Source organism: Prevotella sp. FD3004 (genome assembly GCF_000746155.1).
In the GTDB taxonomy this organism is placed as follows: Bacteria; Bacteroidota; Bacteroidia; order Bacteroidales; family Bacteroidaceae; genus Prevotella.
Map to the genome: position 1 here is coordinate 297,921 of NZ_JQKR01000008.1, position 23,436 is coordinate 321,356.

Annotated in this window: 13 protein-coding genes; 3 read left to right on the top strand and 10 right to left on the bottom strand. The window is 51.5% G+C overall.

What is annotated here, in order from left to right:
- Together T325_RS01445 and T325_RS01450 are read left to right on the top strand one after the other, a co-directional pair.
- On the top strand, positions 1 to 1,731 hold the full coding sequence (locus T325_RS01445) for an acyl-CoA dehydrogenase family protein (protein ID WP_036909747.1): 1,731 nt from the start codon (positions 1 to 3) through the stop codon (positions 1,729 to 1,731).
- Between the two features lie 82 nt (positions 1,732 to 1,813).
- The gene (locus T325_RS01450) at positions 1,814 to 2,293 is read left to right on the top strand and encodes a C-GCAxxG-C-C family protein (RefSeq protein WP_036909749.1); all 480 of its coding nucleotides are present in this window, start codon (positions 1,814 to 1,816) and stop codon (positions 2,291 to 2,293) included.
- Between the two features lie 18 nt (positions 2,294 to 2,311).
- On the opposite strand, the gene T325_RS01455 is transcribed toward T325_RS01450, so the two are convergent.
- From T325_RS01455 to T325_RS01480, 6 genes are all read right to left on the bottom strand, one after another.
- On the bottom strand, positions 2,312 to 3,079 hold the full coding sequence (locus T325_RS01455; RefSeq protein WP_081911000.1) for an acid phosphatase: 768 nt from the start codon (positions 3,077 to 3,079) through the stop codon (positions 2,312 to 2,314).
- A 25-nt stretch (positions 3,080 to 3,104) separates the two neighbouring features.
- A complete protein-coding gene (locus T325_RS01460; RefSeq protein ID WP_036909750.1) occupies positions 3,105 to 4,253 on the bottom strand; it encodes a porin in 1,149 nt (382 codons plus the stop codon).
- A complete protein-coding gene (gene mutY / locus T325_RS01465; RefSeq protein ID WP_036909752.1) occupies positions 4,250 to 5,254 on the bottom strand; it encodes an A/G-specific adenine glycosylase in 1,005 nt (334 codons plus the stop codon). The genes T325_RS01460 and mutY overlap by 4 nt, the downstream gene beginning before the upstream one ends.
- Positions 5,255 to 5,368: 114 nt before the next feature.
- A complete protein-coding gene (serB, locus tag T325_RS01470) occupies positions 5,369 to 6,640 on the bottom strand; it encodes a phosphoserine phosphatase SerB (RefSeq protein ID WP_177172098.1) in 1,272 nt (423 codons plus the stop codon).
- Between the two features lie 15 nt (positions 6,641 to 6,655).
- Positions 6,656 to 7,876: a D-alanyl-D-alanine carboxypeptidase/D-alanyl-D-alanine endopeptidase gene (dacB, locus tag T325_RS01475; protein WP_036909753.1), complete on the bottom strand. Its 1,221-nt coding sequence runs from the start codon at positions 7,874 to 7,876 to the stop codon at positions 6,656 to 6,658.
- Between the two features lie 14 nt (positions 7,877 to 7,890).
- Entirely contained in the window at positions 7,891 to 9,105 is a 1,215-nt protein-coding gene (locus T325_RS01480) for a carboxypeptidase-like regulatory domain-containing protein (RefSeq protein WP_036909755.1), read from the bottom strand.
- A 189-nt stretch (positions 9,106 to 9,294) separates the two neighbouring features.
- On the opposite strand from T325_RS01480, the gene nadB reads away from it, so the two are divergent.
- Positions 9,295 to 10,881 carry an L-aspartate oxidase gene (gene nadB / locus T325_RS01485; protein WP_036909757.1) on the top strand — a complete coding sequence of 529 codons (1,587 nt, stop codon included), beginning with the start codon at positions 9,295 to 9,297 and terminating at the stop codon, positions 10,879 to 10,881.
- A 409-nt stretch (positions 10,882 to 11,290) separates the two neighbouring features.
- Here the strand turns inward: nadB and T325_RS01490 are convergent, their stop codons facing one another.
- The 4 genes from T325_RS01490 to ruvA all read right to left on the bottom strand — a co-directional run bounded on the left by T325_RS01490 (position 11,291) and on the right by ruvA (position 23,384).
- On the bottom strand, positions 11,291 to 13,531 hold the full coding sequence (locus T325_RS01490) for a fimbrillin family protein (RefSeq protein ID WP_197051294.1): 2,241 nt from the start codon (positions 13,529 to 13,531) through the stop codon (positions 11,291 to 11,293).
- 7 nt (positions 13,532 to 13,538) lie between these two features.
- Positions 13,539 to 15,338: a fimbrillin family protein gene (locus T325_RS01495; protein ID WP_036909760.1), complete on the bottom strand. Its 1,800-nt coding sequence runs from the start codon at positions 15,336 to 15,338 to the stop codon at positions 13,539 to 13,541.
- Between the two features lie 125 nt (positions 15,339 to 15,463).
- The gene (sprA, locus tag T325_RS01500) at positions 15,464 to 22,669 is read right to left on the bottom strand and encodes a T9SS outer membrane translocon Sov/SprA (RefSeq protein ID WP_081911001.1); all 7,206 of its coding nucleotides are present in this window, start codon (positions 22,667 to 22,669) and stop codon (positions 15,464 to 15,466) included.
- 112 nt (positions 22,670 to 22,781) lie between these two features.
- Positions 22,782 to 23,384, bottom strand: coding sequence for a Holliday junction branch migration protein RuvA (gene ruvA / locus T325_RS01505; protein WP_036909761.1), 603 nt, complete (start codon positions 23,382 to 23,384; stop codon positions 22,782 to 22,784).
- Positions 23,385 to 23,436 lie beyond the last annotated feature (52 nt).

Here is a 23,436-nt window from a genome sequence, read left to right on the forward strand (position 1 = left end):
ATGGCAAACTATTATAGTGACCACCCAGAGATTGGATTCTATCTGAACCATCCTCTGATGAAGCGCATCGTTGAGCTCAAGGAGCGCAACTTCGAAGATGCCAAGAAGTACGATTACGCTCCCGTTGACCTGGGCGATGCCATCGAGAACTACAAGCAGATTCTCGACATCACCGGCGACGTGGCTGCTAACATCATCGAGCCTAACTCTGAGAGCGTTGACCTGGAAGGTCCACACCTCGAGAACGGTCGTATGATCTACGCCTCTAAGACTTACGAGAACCTCGACGCCACCCGTAAGGCAGGTCTATGGGGTGTTTCTATGCCTCGTCGTTACGGCGGTCTGAACCTGCCTAACACCGTATTCTCAATGCTCTCTGAGATGATTTCTTCTGCCGATGCTGGTTTCCAGAACATCTGGAGTCTGCAGAGCTGTATCGATACCCTTTATGAGTTCGGTAGCGAAGAGCAGCGCCAGAAGTATATCCCCCGTGTTTGCGCTGGTGAGGGTATGTCAATGGACCTGACTGAGCCAGATGCCGGTTCTGACCTGCAGCGCGTGATGCTGAAGGCTACCTTCGACGAGAAGGAGAACTGCTGGCGCCTGAACGGTGTGAAGCGTTTCATCACCAATGGTGATAGCGACATCCACCTCGTGCTGGCTCGTTCTGAGGAGGGCACCAAGGACGGACGTGGTCTGTCGATGTTCATCTACGACAAGCGCCAGGGTGGTGTTGACGTTCGTCACATCGAGCACAAGCTGGGTATCCACGGTTCACCTACCTGTGAGCTCACCTATAAGAATGCTAAGGCAGAGCTCTGCGGAAGCACTCGTCTCGGTCTGATCAAGTACGTGATGGCTCTGATGAACGGTGCCCGTCTGGGTATCGCCGCACAGAGTGTAGGTGTTGAGCAGGAGGCTTACAACGAGGGACTGGCTTACGCCAAGGAGCGTCAGCAGTTTGGTGAGGCTATCATCAACTTCCCCGCTGTCTATGACATGCTCTCTCGCATGAAGGCTAAGCTCGATGCTGGTCGTTCACTGCTGTACGAGACAGCCGCTTATGTAGACATATACAAATGCCTCGAGGATATCGAGCGCGACCGCAAGCTCACACCCGAGGAGAAGCAGGAGCTGAAGAAGTACCAGCGTTTGGCTGATGCCTTCACCCCACTGGCTAAGGGTATGAACTCCGAGTATGCCAACCAGAACGCCTACGATGCTATCAGCATCCATGGTGGTTCGGGCTTCATCATGGAGTACAAGAGCCAGCGCCTGTTCCGCGACGCACGTATCTTCTCTATCTACGAGGGTACCACTCAGCTGCAGGTAGTGGCTGCTATCCGTTACATCACCAACGGCACCATGCTGAACAACATCAAGGAGATGGCTGCTTCTATCGAGTGCTGCGACTGCGTAGCTGGTCTGAAGGCTCGTGTCGAGAAGCTCATCCCCGTTTACGAGGAGGCTCTGGCTAATGTCAAGGCTCTGGAGAATCAGGACGCTCAGGACTTCCTGGCTCGTCGTCTCTACGATATGACTGCCGAGCTCGTGATGTCGCTGCTTATCATCCGCGATGCCAGCAAGGCTCCTGAGCTCTTCAAGAAGAGCGCCAACGTCTATGTTCGCATGACCGAGGAGGATGTTTGCGGTAAGGCTGCTTACATCAAGAACTTCCAGGTAGAGGATCTCGACAGCTTCCGTGCAGTAGAGAAAGAGGCTGCCGAGTAATCGCAGCCCTCTTACATCAATAAGAAGGAGCATTCTCTTGATGAGTATGCTCCTTTTATGTCTTAAAAAAAATAATAAGAACATGACTGATGAAGAATTAGACGAGAGAGTAGAACGGGCTGTAGAGAACTTTATGGCGGGCTATGGCTGCTGCCAGAGTGTGGTGGCGGCGTTTGCCGACTTATATGGACTTGATGATACGTTGGCCAAGAAGATAGCCGCAGGCTTTGGTGGCGGTGTAGGACGTATGAGGATGATGTGCGGCGCCGTGTCGGGCATCGTGATGCTTGTAGGTCTCGACTGCGGACAGACGGAAGGCCCAGACCGTGAGGGTAAGAGTGCCTGCTACAAGGTGGTGCAGGACTTGCTGGCGAAATCGAAAGAGGAGAACGGCAGCTTGATATGCGCCGAGATACTGGGACTGGAAGGTTACGAAAAGGCGGCATGCAACTATGTTGCCTCAGAGCGTACAGCCGAATATTACAAGACAAGACCTTGCGTCGCCAAAGTGGAAAGCGCCGCAAGGATATTTGCAGAATACCTGAAAAACAAAACCGCGTAAGAAACGCGGTTTTGTTTTTTATTTCTTAGCATGAGACTTCTTGTACATTTTGATTTCGGCGGGCGTAGCAAGACCCGTCTTAACACGGAACTCCAGACGAGCTAAACGCATCTGTGAAAGGAAACGTTCACTGGTATGCAGACGGGCATAAGCCACCGAAGCCGCCAGACGTCCTGCATCAACATCACTCTGCCAGTGAGCTCCAACAATAACACGACTGTCACCATACATCAAACCACGAGCCAGAATCGTGTCGGCTCTCTCGGGATTGATTTCAGACAACAACAGAGCAGAACTCCAGCCAAGCAATGTATGACCTGACGGGTAGCTGCCATTACGGCTCAATGCCGGTTCGTCATCAGGTGTGAGCGTCTGCTCGTGGAAGCGCATAAAGGGGCGTTTACGCATGTAGTAGCGTTTGGGTAGTGTACAAATACTGTCACAAGTCGCCGTACCATCGCGCATCACCTTATAGATCTCAGGTGTTTCTTCTTTTGAGATTGTCAGTCCGAAAGGTTCGCTGAACTCACGAATAATACAATCGAGTCCATAGACGGCATCGCGGATAGCAATGTCGGCACGTTCCTTACAGTTTCTCATCTCCTTTCCCCAGAAATACTGCATGATATCATAGGCAAAGTGAGTTCCTACAGTATCAGGGGGAGCAGGACACCACTTAAGCATGTCGGGCATCTCCTTTGTGGTGAAATACGGTTCTGCATCACTCTGTGCCTGGGCACTTACGGCTGTTACCATGAAGACAGCCATCATCATTAGCTTTTTCATAATCAGGATTTTTAATGTTAATATATTAGAACTTAACTTGGAAACGGGTTTCGAGAATGGTTGCGCTATTATCGTCGAAGCCACTGCGATTGGTAACCTTGGTCCATGAGGCACGCACACGCCAAATCATATACTTATTAGGGTAATAATTGTAGCAGAGCGCCCAATCGCTAAGATAGCCGCCACGGATGCCTGCACTGGCATCAGAGAGCGACGTATAGTTGTACTGCAGACAGAGTTCCATATTGCCCGGATCTGGTGTAGCCAGACCGCCGTCGGTCATCGTATAGCTGTAATTACGCCCTTTGATCAGACCGCGCAGGGTGACATAAGCGCCACTGCCCGTAAAGCTTTGCAAACCGTTTTCGCGGGTGATCCTGTTCCAGAAGTACTGACCCGCCACCGCAAAGCGTCCAGAGGAATAGAGTACCTCGGGCGAGAACTTATACATCACTTTGGCATCTGTAACCACCGCCTGCTGAGCATTGACTTTAGCCACACGCATAGGCCAACGGCTGGTGAGTGTGAACTGTTTGTGGTTCAGTGTCTCGTCGCTACTATAGCGAGCACCTTCGATGCCACCACTTATACCTACATGAAACATCCTGCCACGCTCGGTATAAGGATGATATACCAGACGAGTCAGGGCACCTACAGCCTCATCGCCTGTCTGGTCGGTGGTCTGCTTCATGGCATCGGTCTCAACCACCAGGCTAAGCGTAGCCAGCAACGAGTTGTCGGTATGTTCGAACATCAGACCCGGCATGCGGTCATTATTAAACACAGCGTTGCTCTGTGGCTCTTCCATCGTTTCCTTGAACGACGAGCTGGTACAACTCTGATAGCCGTACTGGTGGATAAAATAGCCTCCACGCACAAAGTTCTTCTTATCAAAGTCATACTGTATCCACACATCTTTCATGTTCACCTTACCATAGGCATAGCCCATGTCAATCTTTCCCTTCCACTGGCCGTAGGTGAAGCCCACGCCCACACGCATGTCAGGGATACCAACACCACTTTTCAACTTGTCCTCCTGATGCTCTGAATCTACATAGGAAGCATCCATGAGGATACGTCCGGAAGGCTTAACAACGAGTTTAGGCTCTTCCTGTGCTTGGACAGTAGCGGCCATTGTCAGCCATACTGTCATCAGAATCGTCAACTTCTTCATAATAGATTAAAATTGTTAGTAATATTTTCGAGCATGATCTCAATCAGTCGAGGTAAGGCATAGTTATCTATCTCGGATTCGGGAATCCAGATATAATCAGAGGGAAGCACTGGCTTCTCTCCGACTTCCAACAGGTAGAAGTCGGCATATATAATACGGTGAGTCAACACATGTTTCACATTCTGGCGCAACAACAAGGCACCGGCCGGAACATCAGCGGGAGTCTCGGCAAACACCGGTTCCCACAGTCCTTGCCAGATATCACCTGAGCCACGACGGCGAATAGCAGTCTCACCATGACAGCGCACATATATATAAATAAGGTGGCGCTCACGCACTTTCAGCGTCTTCAGTTTCACAGGCAGCTCACCCACCCTGCCTGAGCGTAGAGCCTCGCAACTCTCAGCCAAAGGGCAGAGCAGACATCGAGGCGACTGGGGCGTACACTGAATAGCCCCAAAGTCCATGATGGCCTGATTATAGGCTGATGCTTCTTTCGGTGGTAGCAGACTCTGCGCCATCGCCATAAACACTTTCTTTCCTTCCGTAGTGTTGATAGGAGTGTCGATTCCAAAGTGACGGGCGAGGACACGGTATACATTACCATCAACCACCGCCGCAGGCAGGTCGAAAGCTATAGAGCCAATGGCAGCAGCGGTATAGTCGCCTACACCCTTCAACCGCTTAATCTCTTCTAAAGTATTGGGGAAACGTCCAAGAGCTACGATCTGCTTGGCAGCAAAGTGCAGGTTGCGTGCCCTACTGTAGTAGCCCAAGCCCTGCCACTCCCGCAGCACCTCATCTTCCGTAGCTGCCGCCAGATTCTCCACGCTGGGCCAGCGGCGCATAAAACGCTCCCAATAGTCCCAGCCCTGCTTTATCTGAGTCTGTTGCAGGATAATCTCCGAGAGCCAGATGGCATACGGGTCACGTGTCTGTCGCCAAGGCAGATCGCGCCCGTTCTCACGGAACCATTCCAACAACGCGCTTGCAAATTCCATCGAATCAAATCTTTGGCACGGATTACACGGATTACGCTGTTATCTTATTGCAGATTTCGTATCAAGAAAAAGACAATTCCGTGTTAATCCGTTTAATCCGTGCCTAATTATAAATTACAATTTTCCTTGATCGCCGAGATACGAATCCTTGAAGCCGAGGAAATAGAGGACACCATCGAGACCGATGGTATTGATGCTCTGCTTAGCATTAGCTACCACACGAGGCTTGGCATGGAAGGCGATGCCCAAACCAGCTTCAGAGATCATGGGCAGGTCGTTAGCACCGTCACCCACGGCAATCGTCTGAGCCAGATTCACCTTCTCCACCTGGGCGATAAGCTTCAGCAGCTCAGCCTTACGCTGGCCATCAACAATCTCGCCCACATAACGGCCAGTGAGTTTACCGTCCTCGCCAATCTCCAGTTCGTTGGCATACACATAATCAATGCCATAGCGACGCTGCAGGTATTCACCGAAATAGGTAAATCCACCGCTGAGGATGGCTATCTTATAACCACAACGCTTCAGGATAGTCATCAGTCGGTCTACACCCTCAGTGATGGGCAGGTTCTCGGCAATCTCCTGCATCACACTCACGTCGAGTCCTTTCAGCAAGGCCACACGACGGGTGAAGCTCTCCTTGAAATCTATCTCGCCACGCATGGCACTCTCTGTGATGGCACGCACCTCAGCTCCTACCCCGTTACGCTCAGCCAGCTCGTCGATACACTCCGTTTGGATGAGTGTAGAGTCCATATCGAAACAAATCAGTCGGCGCATGCGACGGAACATATCGTCTTTCTGGAAAGAGAAGTCAATCTCCATCTCACTCGACAGTTTCATCAGCTTCGACTGCATTTCCTGACGGTCAGCGGGCTCACCACGCAGTGAGAACTCTATGCAGGCACGGGTATGTTTAGAGGGGTTTTTGATACTCTTGCGACCTGTAAGGCGCAGAATACTGTCAATGTTCAGTCCCTGATCGGCTATCACCCTCGTGGCAGCCTCTATCTGGCGGGCCTCCAACTGGCGTCCCATCACCATCAGTATATAACGGTTCTTACCCTGATGCCCCACCCAGTCCTCATACTCATCGTCGCTGATAGGTGAGAATCCGATGTTCACATTCAGTTCGGTGGCCTTGAACAGCAGTTCTTTCATCACCTGTCCCGAGTGTATCTCGTCCATACGGATGAGAATACCCAACGAGAGAGTTGAATGTATATCGGCCTGACCGATGTCAAGTATCTGCGCATCGTATTTAGCGAGAATCGCCATCACAGAAGCTGTGAGTCCCGGGCGATCCTGACCTGTTATCCTTACTAATATCTGTTCTTGCATCCTTTCAGTAGCAAGCGATAAATCGTTTACTTGCTTATTATCCATATTCTATTCTTTTTCTTACTTACAAAGTGCAGCACATACCTTATCCTGAAAGCCACGGCCCTCAGCGTTCTTCATGATTCCCTGGTTGATGATGCAGAAAGCCAGCATGTGGTAGTTGGGCGTCATGGCATACCCCGCCAGCGACGAGATGCCCGCCAGCGTACCCGTCTTGGCCCTCACCTTACCATTGGTCTCAGGCTCCTTCATACGTTTCTTCAACGTACCGTCCTGACCGGCAATGGGCAGTGCTGTATAGAGATTCATAAAGAGGTTGGTATTGCGATAGGCATAAGTCAGCAGACGGGTCAGTATCTCGGGCGTCACATAGTTGTATAACGACAGTCCGCTACCGTCGGCTATTCTATAGGGAATCTCACTCACCCCCGCCTTGCCCAATGTTTTCTTTATCAGCTGTCGGGCATGCGCAGCCTTAGCAGGGCGCACTCCCTGAAGGGCAGCTATCTGGAAGAACATCGACTCGGCATAGAGGTTGTCGCTCTCTTTCAGCATGGGCTCCAGTATTTCCTTGATGGAATGACTACACACGCTGAGAGTCAGCGCATCCCTGGGCACCACATCGCTGCTACAGGGCGCCTCAACTACGATACCGGCATCACGCAGCCCTTGAACGAAGCGGGGCATGAACTCATTTTTCCTATCTACGAGCAGCGCAGCCAGTTGCGGGTTGTCGTCATCCCAGCACCAGCCTTCGCCCAGCAAGTTCTCCTCCTTGAAGTTGCTCACGGCCACCAGTCGCCCGCGGATGGTGTCCACCCCAAGAGCCTTTACGCTCTCTACAAAAGCCTTCATGTCCTTGCTTTCAAACATGGGGTCCATGCCGCCCACACAATAGATGTCGCCCGTAAACACGCTGTCTCTCACCTCGCCCTTATAGCGCAGAGTGGTGCGGAATTTATAGTTACCCCCCAACTGGTCGATGGCCGTCACAGCCGTCAGCAGCTTCATGGTCGAGGCGGGCCTCATGGTCTGCTTGGCATTGAATGCATACAGCGTCGAGTCGGCCGTCAGGTCATACACCATCAGTCCGAGCTGTGTCCGCTGCAACAGCGGGTCTTGCACCAGCGAGTCGAGTCTTGCCTGGATATTCTGCGGCCACGGCAGTTCTACCGCCATGGTATCAGTTACTATAGTATCAGAAACAATTTTGTCGGTCTGCGCCTGCAAACCAACAAAACAGTTTACTACAAAGAGAGTTGCAATATATATTCTTTTCACTTTAAACTTATCATTCAGTTTCGTCGGTATGTCGCTACCAGTTTCTTAATGGCTTTATCCAGCGATTCCGACGGTTCTATAATGTTATATTTGCTCCAGTATTCCGGATCCATGAAATATTCTACTTTGTCATAATACGCATCCCTTGAGTCGAACGAGTTACGACTCGTTATCGGCAGCACGCTATCCGACTGACTGTCGGTCACCACCATCTCACAGGTTGCGGTAAACGAGGTGCTGAAGAGGCGCTTCTTCCAGTCGCAGTTGAAGCGGAAGATATTCCTCAGGTAGCTGATGCGCGTCACACCGTCTTCATAGCGATAGTCAACCACGCACGACAGCTCACGGGGCTTGAACCTCACGCCGATAGGTTTCTTTACCAGCATGGTCCTTGTGGCCTTGTCCTTATCGCTCATGTCGAGGTCGAGCTCAATGCGTGTAAAGGCCAGTCGCTCACTGTCAATGTAGAGCGTGCCGTTATAGAGGGCATAGGGCATCGGATATTTCGGCGAGATCTTCACCACATATTGCAGGCGGTCGTTGATATACTCCGGCACACCCATGGCAAAGTCGTAGGTGTCGAGGTCTTCCGGATTCAGCAGCATCTCCTGGTTCTTCACCACGTCGAGCTGCACCGGCAGCACTGGTCCGCCCAGTACCTTGATTCCCAGCGTATCTCCCTGCTTCTGACTCAGCAGACGGCGTCCCTTCACAATCGCCACTCGGTCTCTGCCTATGTTGCGGGTGTAAGGTGTCTTGTACATATCCTCCACACCTTCGGCCACATAGATATAGTGCTTGCGCTTCATGGCCGTCTCGCGATAGAACGTCTGCAGCAGTTCTGGCACCCTGCTGTAGTTGTCGGGAATCTTCTTGATGGCGATGTCTACCAGCTCCCTGGGGTTGGCTTTCGTTACCACAATCTCACGCAGCTGGATGGTCGTTGGCGCCAGGCTGATCTTCAAGTTCTCGGCCTTACCCTCTGTCAGCGCCACCTTGCGTGTCTTATATCCGATATGCGATACCGTGATGGTAGCAGGCAGCTGATCGAGCTTCAGCGAGAAAGCGCCGTCTTCATTAGTGACTACCGACACGCGGCCGGCAGATATACTTACTTGTCGCAAACCTTCGCCCGTCTTGTCATTCGTTACACTGCCGCTCACAACAACCTGTTGGGCGAACACAGCCAAAGGAGCCAGCAGCATGATGATTAGCCATAGTCTCTTCATAATTTATTGTGCTTGGGGTTCGGTGCAAAGATACAAAAATAATTAAAGTGAAGAAAGTAAAATGGTAAAAAAATAAAAGGATTTCTTCCTTTTTTAGCCTATTTATTATATTTTTCACCTTTTTACCCTATTACTTTTTCACTTTTTTGTTACCTTTGCAGCAGATAACAGAACAAAACAAGTCAACAGATGGTTTACAAATACGACTTTCTCGTGATAGGTGCTGGTGTGGCTGGTATGAGCTATGCCCTCAAGGTGGCAAGGGCCCAGAAGGGCCGTGTCTGCATGATCTGCAAGACCTCGCTCGACGAGGCCAATACCTCTTTCGCACAGGGTGGCGTAGCATCGGTCACCAACCTCGAGCTCGACAACTTCGACAAGCACATCGAGGACACCATGATCGCGGGCGACTACATCTCCGACCGTCAGGCCGTAGAACAGGTGGTGCGCCAGGCACCTGAACAGATACGTGAGCTCGTCAACTGGGGCGTTAACTTCGACAAGAAGAGTAACGGTCAGTTCGACCTGCATCGTGAGGGCGGGCACTCTGAGTTCCGCATCCTCCACCATGCCGACGACACTGGCGCCGAGATACAGCGCGGACTGATGGAGGCAGTGCGCCACGACCCGAACATCACCGTCAAGGAGAACCACTTCGCCGTCGAAATCATCACCCAGCACCATCTGGGTGCCAAGGTCACCCGCCGCTCGCCTTACATCCACTGCTACGGCGCCTACGTGCTCAATCCCGACACACAGAAGGTCGACACCTACTTGTCGAAAGTCACCGTGATGTGTACCGGCGGCTGTGGTGCGGTCTACATGACCACCTCAAACCCCGTCATCGCCACTGGCGACGGCATCGCCATGGTCTACCGTGCCAAGGGAACGGTTGCCGACATGGAGTTCGTGCAGTTCCACCCCACCGTGCTCCACAATCCTAAGGAGACACATCCCGCCTACCTCATCACCGAGGCCATGCGCGGCTATGGCGGCATCCTGAAGCTGCCCAACGGCGAGACATTCATGGAGAAATACGACGAGCGTCTGTCGCTGGCACCACGCGACATCGTGGCCCGCGCCATCGATAAGGAGATGAAGATCCACGGCCTCGACCACGTGTGCCTCGACGTCACCCATAAGGATCCCGCAGAAACCCGCAAGCACTTCCCCAACATCTACCAGAAGTGCCTCTCCATCGGCATCGACATCACTACCGACTATATCCCCGTACGTCCCGCAGCCCACTACATGTGCGGCGGCATCAAGGTCGACCTCAACGGACAGACCTCCATCGAGCGCCTCTATGCCCTCGGCGAGTGCTCGTGTACCGGTCTGCACGGCGGCAACCGCCTGGCATCCAACTCTCTCATCGAGGCCGTAGTCTATGCTGAAACGGCTGCCAAGGACTCACTGGCACATATCGATCTCTACGACTTCAACGAGAAGGTGCCTGAGTGGAACGACGAGGGTACGATGACCAACGAGGAACAGGTGCTCATCACCCAGAGCGTCAAAGAGGTCAACCAGATTATGTCGAACTACGTGGGCATCGTTCGCTCCGACCTGCGCCTGCATCGCGCCTGGGACCGCCTCGACATGCTCTACGAGGAGACCGAGCGCCTCTTCAAGCGTGTAAAGGCGTCGAAAGACATCTGCGAACTACGTAACATGATCAACGTGGGTTATCTTATCACCCGCTGGGCCTTGGAGCGCAAGGAGTGTCGCGGTCTCCACTATACCACCGACTACCCTCTCCACGCTTACGACAAGTAATTAAGTATTCTGGCAAGGAAGGCAAACGCCATCCATATACCCCTTATATAATTGACAATGACAGGTGCTTTGTCCGACAGACATAGGCACCCGTCATGGCATTCATTACACCCTTAAATGTAATTTGGATTATTTTGCAAACCAATTTAGATTAAATTGCAGAGCAAAATAGACTAAATTGGTCAGCAATTTAGTCTATTTTGCAATCAAAGAGATAGTCTCTGTCAATAATACACCTGTTCTCTGACAACTTTTCAACTACCATCTGCCACACAAGAACCCGTCACTATTAGCTGTAGTCATGACTCGAACAAGATTTTACCCTCGCCGCCTGCCACACGGCGGGGATGATTATTTTTCCTAATAGGACTCCTGTCCCTGTATGAGTTCTATGTGAGTTAGCACATACCTACCATGCGAATACGGGACGAACCAATTTTGGATTCGTGCCAACGTCATAGCCAAATTCTCCATGAGTAAAGCCAAAGACAACGGCACCATTATCTATCGCAGTCGAAAGCTCCGTACTAGTCCAATAATATTGAGCCTGTAGATTAGTATTGCCACAGGCAGTATTTATATAATTGAGCATATTCGTAGGATTAACAAGCACAAGACCTGAAACAAATGTAGAAGGGTTAGTAGCACTAGGATTACCATTAGTTAATCCATGGATAATATAACGCCAATCAGTCATACTCGGATTACGCCAACCCTGAACAACACCGCTTGTTCTAGTTTTATAACTACTCTGATTTGTTACTCTATCATAATATTTTATCGTACAAGTCTTGTAAGTTGTACTTCCCACCGTTACAGGACGATTGTTCGCAAAAGTGTTGACTCCAGACGTAACATTGGGGAATGTGCAGGCTGCCACATCTTGCAGAGCAATGGCGATAAACTTGTTGAAGTAATTGCTAACTGCTCCTGCATAACAGATAACGCCTACAGCATCATAACCGCTACAGGTCTTTGCTATTGCTGCTGTTTTATATGCTTTTCCATTCCTTGCAATAAAGTACTTCAGATGTGAACTGGTAACGCTATTAAACGCCACGCCTGGATCTGTCACACTCACCGTATATGACTGCGATGATGGGGCGTTATAATTCGTCGTGGCAGTATACGAGGCCGTGATGGTGGCAGAACCGATAGTTACACCCGTTACAACTCCACTACTGTTTACCGTTGCTTTACCTGTGGCATTTGACGAATAGGAAACAGTGAGTGCAGTATTATTAACGCCATACAATGGTATGGTACGGGTAAACGTAGAGCCAACACCTACCGATGCCGTACTATTACTCCAACTGCCCCAAGTAGGTGTGTATTTAGAAATAGTCACCTTAAGATTTTGACTAGCAATATCTGAATGGTTAGCATCACCAAAGACCTTGTAATATACGGTATAGCCGCTGGTGTTGGCATCGGTTTTCTTCATGTTGGAATTATCAACGGAAGTATACCAGTTAGAGTTGTCGAGACTATAGTACATAGTACCACCCGTAACACTACCGGCATTGATCAACACTTGTGCCGAGCCATTGTATGTTAGGGACTTGGCTGTGGGCGCGGTATAGGTGGGGGCGGCTTTTGTCATTGTAAACGTATAGCTGGCCGTCTTTGTGGTGTAATAATTATTTAAGCCGTCAACGATCTGGGCGGTGATGGTGGTGGAACCTACGCTAACAGGCGTTACCTCGCCTGTGGTGGAATGAACAGTAGCCACATTGGTATTGCTGCTGGTATAGACAACCTGCCCGCTACCGGTATTGGTAAGCGGATTGGTAAACGGGGTGGTGTTATAGGTTTGGGATATAGAGGTCTCAGCATACGTCAACGTGCCTGACATGGCCGTAATAGTGTAAACGTACTGCTTGCCGGGTTCGAAGGTGCGGTCGGCAGGCAGGCGGTAGACGTAGGGACCTACGCCCGGGATGTCGAAGCTGACGAAGGCCGAACCACTGGTGACGGTCTGCGGCGGGATGAGCACTGCTCCACCTTCAGAGATACTGATTTCACCGTCGTCCGAGGCAGCCGAGAGCGTGTAGCCGTCGCTGTTGTCGACAGGATAGGTCACCACCGCCGAGCGCTTGGCATGGAGCTTCAGATTGGTCAGGGTCCAGGCCGGGGTGGCTGTGGGCAGACTGATATTGACGATGACCTTCGCCATCAGATGCGTCATCGGCAGCGTCTGGACAGCCGTCGAGTAAGTATAGGTAGCCGCCTTGCTAAAGGTGAGGTCGCTCTGAGCGTAATTGGCATCGCTGGTCTGGTCGGCACTCACGGTGAACGTGGCGCCAGAGGCTACGCTGGGGTGCACGGCATACATGCTGACCGACGACCCGTCGTAAGGATAATACAAGGTACTGGCAGAAGTAAGGTCGCCGCTGGTGCCCGAGACGGTGCACGCTAGCGGGTTCGCTATCCAGGCACTGGTGCTGGCGTTCTTGATATAAACGTCGACGGCCTCGCCAGAAAGCAGCTCGGTGTTCTGCACGTTGCTGCCTGCGCGAGTCTGCGCACTCTCCTCCACAGCTACAGCCAGTCTGATAGGCATAGACTTCCCAAACCGTGCCTCGTCGTCCGAGGTACAGGCAGCCAGCAGCACAACAACCGCTGTCATCAGTATGTTTTTCTTCTTCATACTATAATCAATTTGCATCCTTAAACAGGCGGACGGAGAAGCCGTGACCTGGTGGATTCCTATGGTTACCAACTACAGCTGTTGGAGTCAAGGCCACGTGATAGGCCTTTGACGCATCCATCGCAGTAGCTGCCCAGTAACAACCGTCAGCCTTACTTGTTACACGTGCATCATTACTATAAGAATTAGCAATCAGAATGTCGCAATGATTAGTATATGTAGAAAAACCGCAGCAAGGCAGAACCACAGTATATTCGGGATTAGTCCACCAATCTTCATCGCTAATTGTATCAATAGTAATATTTGGATTAGCTCCAACATATATTACTTGAACAGTAAGTGACGCTCTGCCTACGCCACCTACAGCATCGTCTGATGTTTTATATTCATAACGATAGGCACAAGTATATTGACCATTACCCGTAGATTCTTTGAAACGCAAGCCATAACCTACATGGTCCAAATCGGCAGGACAGTAATAATCGTTATAGAAGTCACGATTTACATCATGAGTATAAGTTCCGTTATCGTTCTTAACACCCCAAACAACCCTTTCAACCAAATTTTTTGAATCTTTAGAACCAAGTTTATATTTAATACGTGTACCTGTTTCGCCACCCATACTCATATCGGTTCTATCTGTGGTCTGTGCAAAATATGGTGCCATAATTGAGCACCACTCCGCCTTTGATGGCATGTGATAACCAGGAACGGCGGTTCCTCTAATCATAGCCTTAATATTATCTTTAGCACCATGTGTCCAGTCTGATGGAGTGCCAACGCCACCGATTACATCCGGGCTTTCATTCCAACAAAAATACCCACTATGATCAGCATTATTATCCGTTGCCATGAGGGTGGCGGTTTGCATGTTGTATGGGGCGATGTATTCTATGGGGAGTTTGGGGCGGTTGAGCGTGCCCTGACCTGCCTGGTCGGCAGGAGTAGTATCCCAGGCGGTGACGTTGGTTGTTACAATGAGCTGAGTGTCAAACACTGATACATTATACACATACTGATAGCCACTGGCGAAGGTGACGGTTGACGGCACTTCATAGACCAACGTGTGGTTGGCCGTGGTGACCGTAACCAAGGTGGTATTGGCTGTAATGCTCTGAGGCGGCACTAGCGCCACGCAATTGAAATTCGACGTCTCGCCTGCCGAGGTGAACATAGTGACATCGGTGCTACCCGACGCCACTGCCGTACCGACCGCACCGGTAGAGGCCGTAAAGGGAGCCTGACGCTTGATGTTCTTCAACTTAACACTACTCACACTGACACCTGCGTTAACAGTGACATTAACGCGTATCTTCGCCATCTTGTGGGCAAAGGTGAGCGCACCGGTAGAAACGGGATAGACCTTAGGAATAGTGGCTGAGGCATACATCAGGTCGCTGGCGCGATAGCTGGCATCAGTACTCTGGTCGGCCTCCACGACAAACGAGGTGGTGGCCTCTGTTACCGATGAGGGGTAATAGGCCAGCACGTCGGTGCTTGCGCCCGACAAAGTAAAGTAAGGTGTTGTCGTGGTCGTGGTGCCGCCAGAGCCATCTGCCGTATACGTCGCATGATCGATCGATGTGGTGCCGCTGTTATGGAAATAGACATAGAACGTCTGGCCGCTGGCAAACTGCGACGACTGAAGGTCGGTACTTGTGGTGCGGGTAGCCAGAGAGGTGTTCACAAGGGTGGTTGTCGTAAGGGTGATAGGCACGAGTCCCTTCTGCCCGCCTTCATCGTCGGAAGTACAAGCCCCAAATAGTAACACTACAGCCAGAATAGTTATATTAGCTTTCATGTTCATAACCGATAGATTTATCTTACTTGGGGGCAAATATACGAAGAAATGTGTGAATCAAAAAAAAAAAACGCTAAAGAAAGTTAATAGACGACCGCTTTATATTGATTTAGGTCAAAGTAGACTGATAATTATCGGGTAAGCGAGAATTTCATAGAGAGCCCGAAGTCGTAGGTCGTAGTGGGATAGCTCGATGAAGAAAGCAGCGGCGTGTTGGTCTGCTGGTCATAGTAGGCGGTGAGCGTGAGCAGGCGCGAAAGGGTATAGTCGGCCATGAAGGAGAGTTTAAAGGCAGAGTTGCCGCTGGAAGCCGATGACACGCCTGATGCGATGTCGCGGGTGATGGCCGCCTGCTTGCGCATGGAGATATCGAGGCGCAGGTTCAGATCGTGGTTCACACCAGTCTTCGACGACTGTGTGGCGGCAGCAGAGCGCTGTGAGCTGCGACTGCCTTTGCCTGTCTGCGCTTTCTTCACCACGCGGTTGCCCTTGGTTCCGAAGATATTGAAGTCCTTGATTTTATATCCAAGGCCAACCACCCAATCGCGACTGAGAGCCTCGTTGAGCTGGATGCTGGTCATCGAAAGGTTGAGCGTACGAGTGGTACGGTATTCCATCTTAGCCGTAAGGTCGTTGTGGAAGGTGGCATCGACACCCAGCAAGGGCGAGAACGACTCGTTGATGCTGACGGTGGGGATGCTGGGCAAGGTATAGCCGCCCACACTATAGACGCTTTTATAAGCATGATTCAGATTCAGACTCTTGAGATGTTCCTGCACCCAAGGCAGTTTAGAAAGTCCGCTATAACGGATGGTCCAGTTGGGCAGCAAGCGTGTGATGGCGGGGAAAATGGCGCGCGACTTACCTGCTCCCGTAGTATAGGCTGAGAGGAAGGCCGGTACCAGCACCTCGGCGGCATAGGGTTTGTCGGCTCCTGCCTGGAAGCCCGTCAGCACATCAAGGAAATGGTTGAAGGCCGAAGAGTGGTAGCCGCTGTTGGCATTGCCCATGCCTGCCAGGGCACCACGAAGAGAGATGGTGGTCATGTTGAACGAGCCGCTATAGGTGGTGGGGCGCCCTTCATACATATATTGGATGCTCTGCGAACGGTTGTCGGTACGTGAGGCATTAAGGTCGATCTTCAGATCGCGGACAGGTTCCAGTACGGCACGTATCTGCAGGTCTTTCGTACTATTGATGGTGGCAGGCGTGGCGACGCTGTCGTTCATAAGCAGCCAGCGGTTGTCCATGGCTTTATCGATATAGCCGTCGCCCATCAAGCCGAAAGCGAAGTCGAGTCCCGGCGACATGACACTGCCCGTGCGTTGCCCCAGCATATCACCGACACAAGGCAGGAAGCCTGGCAGGTGCATGGCGTATTGGGTGCGGTAGCTGACGTTGACAGAACGCAGCATCATGAGCACGCGGGCCACATTCTGGGCAGGCTTATACCACCACTCGTTCTCCGACGAAGGCTTGGCGGTGATGCTGAGCTTCAGCTGCACAGTGTCGCGGTTCTTGATAAGTATCCTGTTCTGGTCGACGACCTTGTACTTTAACTCATAGAGGCGGCCATCCTTGGTACGGGCCGACACGATGAGACGCTTGGAATTCTTGTTATGGGCCACTATCAGGGTGGTATCGGTCTTGAGGGTTATTTCACGCTGATAGGCATTTTTGTTCTTTGGCAACAGCTTTTCTTCGGGATTCCCTGATGTAGCCTTGCTACTTACGGCCTTCACGCTCTGTCTTGATACAGAGGGAGCCTTACGGAAACGTTCGTTCACCTTCTTAAGGAACGGCGAATGGTTGTAGAGCGTCTCGAGATTGAACGAGCCATTGATATTGAGGTTGCGGTTACTCGTGACTGTATTGCCCAGCGAGGTACCGTTGTCGAGTTCCGTTCCACGAACCCATGTATAGTGGGCACTGTAAGAGGCGTCGCTGTTTACCCAGTCAAAGATGGGCAACTTGTTGAGTGGCAACTGATAAGAGGCCGTCACCTGCTGCTGATAATCTAGCGGTGTACCCCAGTTACGGATGCTCTGCTTCACAGAGTCTTTCCAAGCATGATACTGGTCGGGATAAAGGTCTTTGTTGATGGGGGTATAAGGTTCCTCTATCTCGGCACGCGTGGCACTCTGGAAGTTGAAGTGCAGGTTTTTCGTGAAATCCCAGCGCACGGAGAAATCGCGGTTCCAGAGGAACTGCTCCGAGAACGTGAGGGGCAGCTTCTGGCTTTCCAGATTCTCGAGGTCGCGCTCCTGAAGTTCGTAGTAGTTGCGCGTCATCTCAGAGTTAAAGGCAATGTTCTGTGGCAGGAAGTTGAAGCCCAGTGCCTTAGGAAGGTTCAGCCACTTCGACCTGCCTTTCAGGTTCTTGAAAGGCTCCCAGCTTTTATACACCGGCGAGTAGCTGTAGTTAAGGGCACCGCGCCACTGATCCTCACGCTCATAGACTGTAGTCTTGCCCGAGGTATTGCGGTGGGCGTGGCTGTAGGAGAAAGAGAAGTTGGCCGGGTCGTAGGGCATCGGATGGCGCTTGGTCTTCAATCCCCAGCGCACATTAGAGAGCGAGAAGTTGGTATTACGGGTCTTGGTGACGGCTATCGACTCTATACTGTCGCGTTCATGGCGGTCGGCAGCACCGTCGAGGGCTTCGTCAAGACGCATGTCGGAATCGAGCGGATTGTAGCGGGGACGCGTCTCCTCTTTCGTCACAGAATAATAGAGGGGAGCGCTCACCTTGGCTTTGTCGGGGAAGAACTTACCCAACTCGAGCGAAGTGGTGACCGAGTATTCTTTCTGAGTGTCGGTAGACCGCTGCATCACCCCTTCCTCCAAACCGCCGAAGCCATCGCTGATATAACGGCCCGAGAGGTTCACCATGCCGAAGTCGGAAAGCTGCACGTTCATGGTGCCTGAGGCTGCCCAACCGCCATCGTTGTTGGTATCGAGCAGGCGCAACTCATTGACCCACACCTCACCCGACTTCACCTCGCCCGAGATGTTACGTACACCTATCATCATCACCTTCACCTCGCCCAACGTAGGATTACCGAGAATACTGATCGTGTTTGACGGGTGTTCGGCGTCATATTCACTATAGAGGCGATTATAAGCAGCTGCGCCAGATGCCTTCGCATGATTACGGGCCTTCTTCAAACGGGTGAACACGTCAAGGTTGATGTAGAGCATATTGGCCTCGGGCCACACCATACGGCGGTCGGCCGTGGAATAACGGCTGTAGTCACTGCGATCGGGTGTCAGTTCGAGTGGTATCTCATATTCATAGTAATTGTTCTTATAGTCGCTGCCCAGACGGATGAACACAGCCAACTGATGATCCTGCAGACCTGTAACATCGGGCACGAGGTGGTTGGCATGGGTAAACATCTGCATATGCTTGTACTGCCGCAAGTCGAGGTTCATATTACGATAGACGGCCTTCGACTCGCCACGCTGCAATTCCTTGACCACCATGTCGAGAGCCTGCTCATTGTTTTCTACCAGCTGGGGCTGCGAAGGGTCGGTGACCCGACTGATGCCTGGCGGCAGTACATAGTTGACAGGCACTTTATCGTTGTTCTCCTCAATATTTACCGCACTAACCTCCAGCGTTCCGCCTTCAGCCACCGAGGTATTCAGGCTCTGCTTGTAGACGCGCCACTCGCCACGCACCAGATCGAGCGAGCCGAAGCGCAACACGATGGGGCGCTGGAAACCTGTCATGAACATACGCACGAAACGAATACTGGTGAAGTCGCTGATAGAGCCCACCTTGCTCTCATAGTCAGAGAGAGGGATGCGGAACTGATACCAGTTCACGTCGGTGGTCTGACCATTGCGAAGCTTCACGTTGCTGGTACGCATATCGGTGATATAACAGTCGTCGGGAGCCACCCCATTACGGTAGGCATCAAGGACCTCTGGCGAGATGCGCACCTTGTACTGGTAATAGCGTTCATACTCGTTGAGGGTATAGTCCTGGTTGATGTCTTCCACATCAGGCCCACTCTTATAGCTGGTGTCGTAGCCCTCGGTCTGCTGGTCAGAGTCGGGTGAGTTGCCCTGAGGGTTGTTGATGCGCTTATAACGGTCGAGGATACTCTTCTGCTCGGCATCGTAGTCACGACCACGGAAGTAGTGGTAGTCATCGCCTGCAGGGTCGTTCTGCCATGCCGTGCGGATGCTGTCGTTAGTAATCATGCCACTTACGGCGTCGAGCCACTCACGATAGGCACCATACTGACGTTCCTCATCGTCAGTGAGGCCATTGAATCCCACATCCTGTTGGCGGCGCGAACCCGAGGTGGTAGCAAAGGCATAGGTCTGCGTGGTCTGCTGGGGAATCTTACCCCATTGGGTGGTGGTAAAAGCCTGACTGCCATCGACGGGCATGCCGCTCTCGTAGAACTTCTTGCCATCGCGCAAAATATCCTCGCTCACCTCACCCAGATTGAAATAGAGATCACCGCTATACTCGGAAGCCGTACCGTCCTGACGGGTATAGATAAAGGGATCGAGCATCCAAAACTCAATATACTCGATATTGGCCTGTTCGAAGTCGTTGGTATCGATACGTCGCATCATGCCGCCCCACTTCGTCTCTGGTTGTAGTAACGAACCGTCGCTGTTCAGTCCAAGCGTCAGATTGTAAGGACCTCGCTCCTGGGGATAGTAGGCCAGGTTGAGCACCGACAGCGTAGAAGTGGCGCCGTTATAGGTACTCTGGTCGCGGTTGGGATAGAGTTCCTTCACATACACCTCACGCACGTAGTGGTTGGAGAGCTGTTCCAAATCACTCTTAATGTGAGCCGGCGTGAGCGTGCTACTACGACGGGTGAAGATCGGGTCAACGTTATACCACGCCAGCAGGGCACGGTTCATGCCACTGCTGACACCTGTTTTGTCGCTGCTCTCCTGAAACATGGAGGGCACGCTCGAGAGGGTCCACGACTTGGGGTTGCTCAGGTCTATGTAGCTCTTCGTATTCTCGAAGTCGTCGATATACGAGGCATTATCCTGTGTGCCACGGGCCGTACCCGCAACAAGCTGAGCGAACTCACCCGTAAACGAGATATGCGAGGGCTCTTTTACGTGCAGGAAGGGAATCTTGTTAAGCATTGAGGTAAGCCATTGGCTCTCTTGTTTCCAGTTCATACTCAGTCCCCAGATTGTGTTGCTCAGAGGTTCCGATCCCATGGCCACTTTCGAGGTAAGGGCCTGCTCGTGAAGATGCATCAGCGTTCCGCCTATCTGGAAACTCTTCGAGAAGTCGTATTCCCAGTTCACACCCACCATCGTCTTGCGCTGCATGCCATACTCGGTATTCGACTCAAGCGATACATTGACGTTAGTTCCAGCGTCGATGATACTCTGATTCAGAATGGTCACTTCGCCCGCATTGTAATCGACCGTATAGTCAGAGCCCTCAGTGAGCACCATGCCACCAGCAGTGACGACGACCGAACCCTGAGGCACGTTATAGGCACCAAGGGAGATGACGTTGGCCGAGGTGCCCTTATACTGACCCACAAGCAGATACTTGTCTTTCTCTGCCGTCTGTCTGGCAATGGTCTTTGTCTGATCATAAAGCTCTGAGAAGACATACTTTTCTGCTGTGACCGAGTCGAGACCTGCGGCCTGGAGTTTCTTGCGCAGATAGTTGCCAAAAGGCTCTGCAGATGGCAGGAACACACGACCGTCGCTCACGGTATAGCCCTCTACGAAGTCGAAATAGCCATTGGGATTAGGCTTGTTGTTATTATCCAAGCGGTCGCAACCCAGGAGTTTCAGAAGCGTTGTGTTCTTGACGCGTTCATCGGGGATATAGGTGAGATAGACACCTGCCGTGTCGCTCTGGAACTTAATGTCGAGTCGGAACTTGCTCTTCTCCACCTGCGACGCCAGATAATACACGTTCTTCATCATCAGCTGCCAGTTGCCTTGAGCAGGGGTGTTCGAAGTGTTCTTCAGAGATTTCACGAAGAGAGCGCTCTTGGTATCGGTCAGATCGGCAGCAAACTCACCGACCTGATAGGTTACACCACCCGACGTAAACTCGTAGGCCACAGCCAGCACCTGATCGGTCTGCAGTCCCATTCTCAGCGATACATAGCCAAGCGCCTTGTTGATAGAATATTCTGAGGAGGTCAACAGGCGGGCGCTCGACAGTTTCTCATAGTCCACGCCGTTCTCAAAACCCGCAATGCCTCCCAGTACGGTGTTTGTCATATCTATGTCGCGTGCCTCGGCATAGTTATTCGCTAAGACGGCATACTCGTCGTTGGCGCCATTGCCCGGCACGCTCTGACCTGTGGTGTGCCATATACCGTTGCTCAGCCGCCGGTTCTCGCCCAAATCAGTCAGGGCAATGATATTACGTGTGTTCGAGGTAGTTCCCGTCTTGTTGGTTACCCATATCTCCACGCGCTTGATCTCAATACCCGTCGTGAGATTGGGCAGTGTTGACATGCCCTGATCGTAGCGGTCACGGAAATAATGCGACAGGAAGAAGTGGCGGTTCTCCTCATAATCGGCCACATCGAGCTCGAAAGCTGTCGTCTGTACACCACCCTTGGAAGATACACTTTTGGTCGATGACTTTTTCTGCGAGAGCACCGTCTGCAGTTTCAGTCTGCCAAACTGCATGTCGGTACGTACACCAAAAAGGCTACTGGCACCTTTGACAAGCGAGTTATTGGAAGGAAAACTTACGTTACCTGCTTCTACGAGTTTGATGATCTCGTCTTCCTTGCCCTCGTATTTTATTTTCAAGTTCTGCGTATCGAAGTCGAAGGTTGCGTCGGTGTTGTAGTTCAGGTTCATGTTCACTTTGTCGCCCACCCTGCCATTCACATTGAGGTTAATCTTCTCGTCGAAGTCGAAGGCCGTGGTCTTACGGTTACGAATGGGCAACGAGGGGTTGTCGATATTCTTGATATTCCCTCCAACCTTCAGCTCGGCCGTTCCCTGTGTCTTGATGCGCACGCCACCAGGACCGAAGATCTTCTCGGCAGGTCCAAGGTCGAAATGCATTTCTGAGAATGAGAACTTGTCTTTACCGCCCGTCTGCAGACTGGTAGAATCTTTCTGTCGGAAAAATTCGCGCAGGGCCTTGGCCTCCACCCACTTCTGATATTCCTTTGGTGTCATGGGCGTAGGGACGGTAAGGTAAGTGTTGCCCAACTTCTGTCCCACGTAGTACATGTTTCGCTGGTCGTCATACTCCACCGTCTCACGGATGTTATCGGGCATCCTGAGAGTCGGCTTTTGTGCCCGCGCGCTCACGCACGCGAGAAAAACAGCCAAGAGTATTCCAATATAGCGATTCATTGAATAATTTTGGCACGGATTAACACAGCTTTATAAATAAAGACACGGCTCTTTGCGAGAAAAAGCAGTGTCTCTCCATAAGAGAGCCGTGTTAATCCGTGCCTATAATTTACTATTTAATCATCTTTAATGCTAACTTCACAACTTGTTCCACAGGGGCATCAGGTTGTTCTTGCAGAATGGCAAGCACTACCTTCTGCGAGGGAGCCGGGGCAAAGCCCAACATCGTGAGAGCCGACACGGCCTCGTCCTTCACCTGATTGTTTACTGGCACACTGATTTGTCCGCCACTCGGTATCTCCTCGGCAATGCCAAGCGACACAATCTTCTCCTTCAGGTCAACGATGATGCGCTGGGCAGTCATCTTTCCAATGCCCTTCACGTTCTGTATCAGTCGCGCATTACCCGTAGATATGGCATTGCACAACTCGGGCACACTCATACCCGAGAGCATCATACGCGCCGTATTAGCCCCTACACCATTCACGGTAATCAGCAGGAGAAACATTTCGCGTTCCTTCTTGCTCACAAACCCGAAGAGAACATGAGCATCCTCTCGAATAGCTTCATAGACATAAAGCTTCACTTCTTTCTTTCCTTGAATGGCACTGAACGTGTTGAGCGAGATATTCAGTCCATAACCGATACCAGCCGCCTCGATGGTTGCCAAGGCAGGGGTCAGTTCGGTCAGTTCCCCCTTAATGTATTCTATCATAACTTACACTTTTGTATATATACACCTATTTAAACGCGCTTTACTAACAATT

Coding starts and splice junctions, on each gene's coding strand:
- mutY (WP_036909752.1), bottom strand. CDS start 5,254: ATGGAATTTGCAAGCGCGTTGTTGGAATGGTTCCGTGAGAACGGGCGC.
- T325_RS01490 (WP_197051294.1), bottom strand. CDS start 13,531: ATGAAGAAGAAAAACATACTGATGACAGCGGTTGTTGTGCTGCTGGCT.
- T325_RS01460 (WP_036909750.1), bottom strand. CDS start 4,253: ATGAAGAAGTTGACGATTCTGATGACAGTATGGCTGACAATGGCCGCT.
- T325_RS01480 (WP_036909755.1), bottom strand. CDS start 9,105: ATGAAGAGACTATGGCTAATCATCATGCTGCTGGCTCCTTTGGCTGTG.
- T325_RS01495 (WP_036909760.1), bottom strand. CDS start 15,338: ATGAACATGAAAGCTAATATAACTATTCTGGCTGTAGTGTTACTATTT.
- ruvA (WP_036909761.1), bottom strand. CDS start 23,384: ATGATAGAATACATTAAGGGGGAACTGACCGAACTGACCCCTGCCTTG.
- T325_RS01450 (WP_036909749.1), top strand. CDS start 1,814: ATGACTGATGAAGAATTAGACGAGAGAGTAGAACGGGCTGTAGAGAAC.
- sprA (WP_081911001.1), bottom strand. CDS start 22,669: ATGAATCGCTATATTGGAATACTCTTGGCTGTTTTTCTCGCGTGCGTG.
- nadB (WP_036909757.1), top strand. CDS start 9,295: ATGGTTTACAAATACGACTTTCTCGTGATAGGTGCTGGTGTGGCTGGT.
- T325_RS01445 (WP_036909747.1), top strand. CDS start 1: ATGGCAAACTATTATAGTGACCACCCAGAGATTGGATTCTATCTGAAC.
- serB (WP_177172098.1), bottom strand. CDS start 6,640: ATGGATAATAAGCAAGTAAACGATTTATCGCTTGCTACTGAAAGGATG.
- T325_RS01455 (WP_081911000.1), bottom strand. CDS start 3,079: ATGAAAAAGCTAATGATGATGGCTGTCTTCATGGTAACAGCCGTAAGT.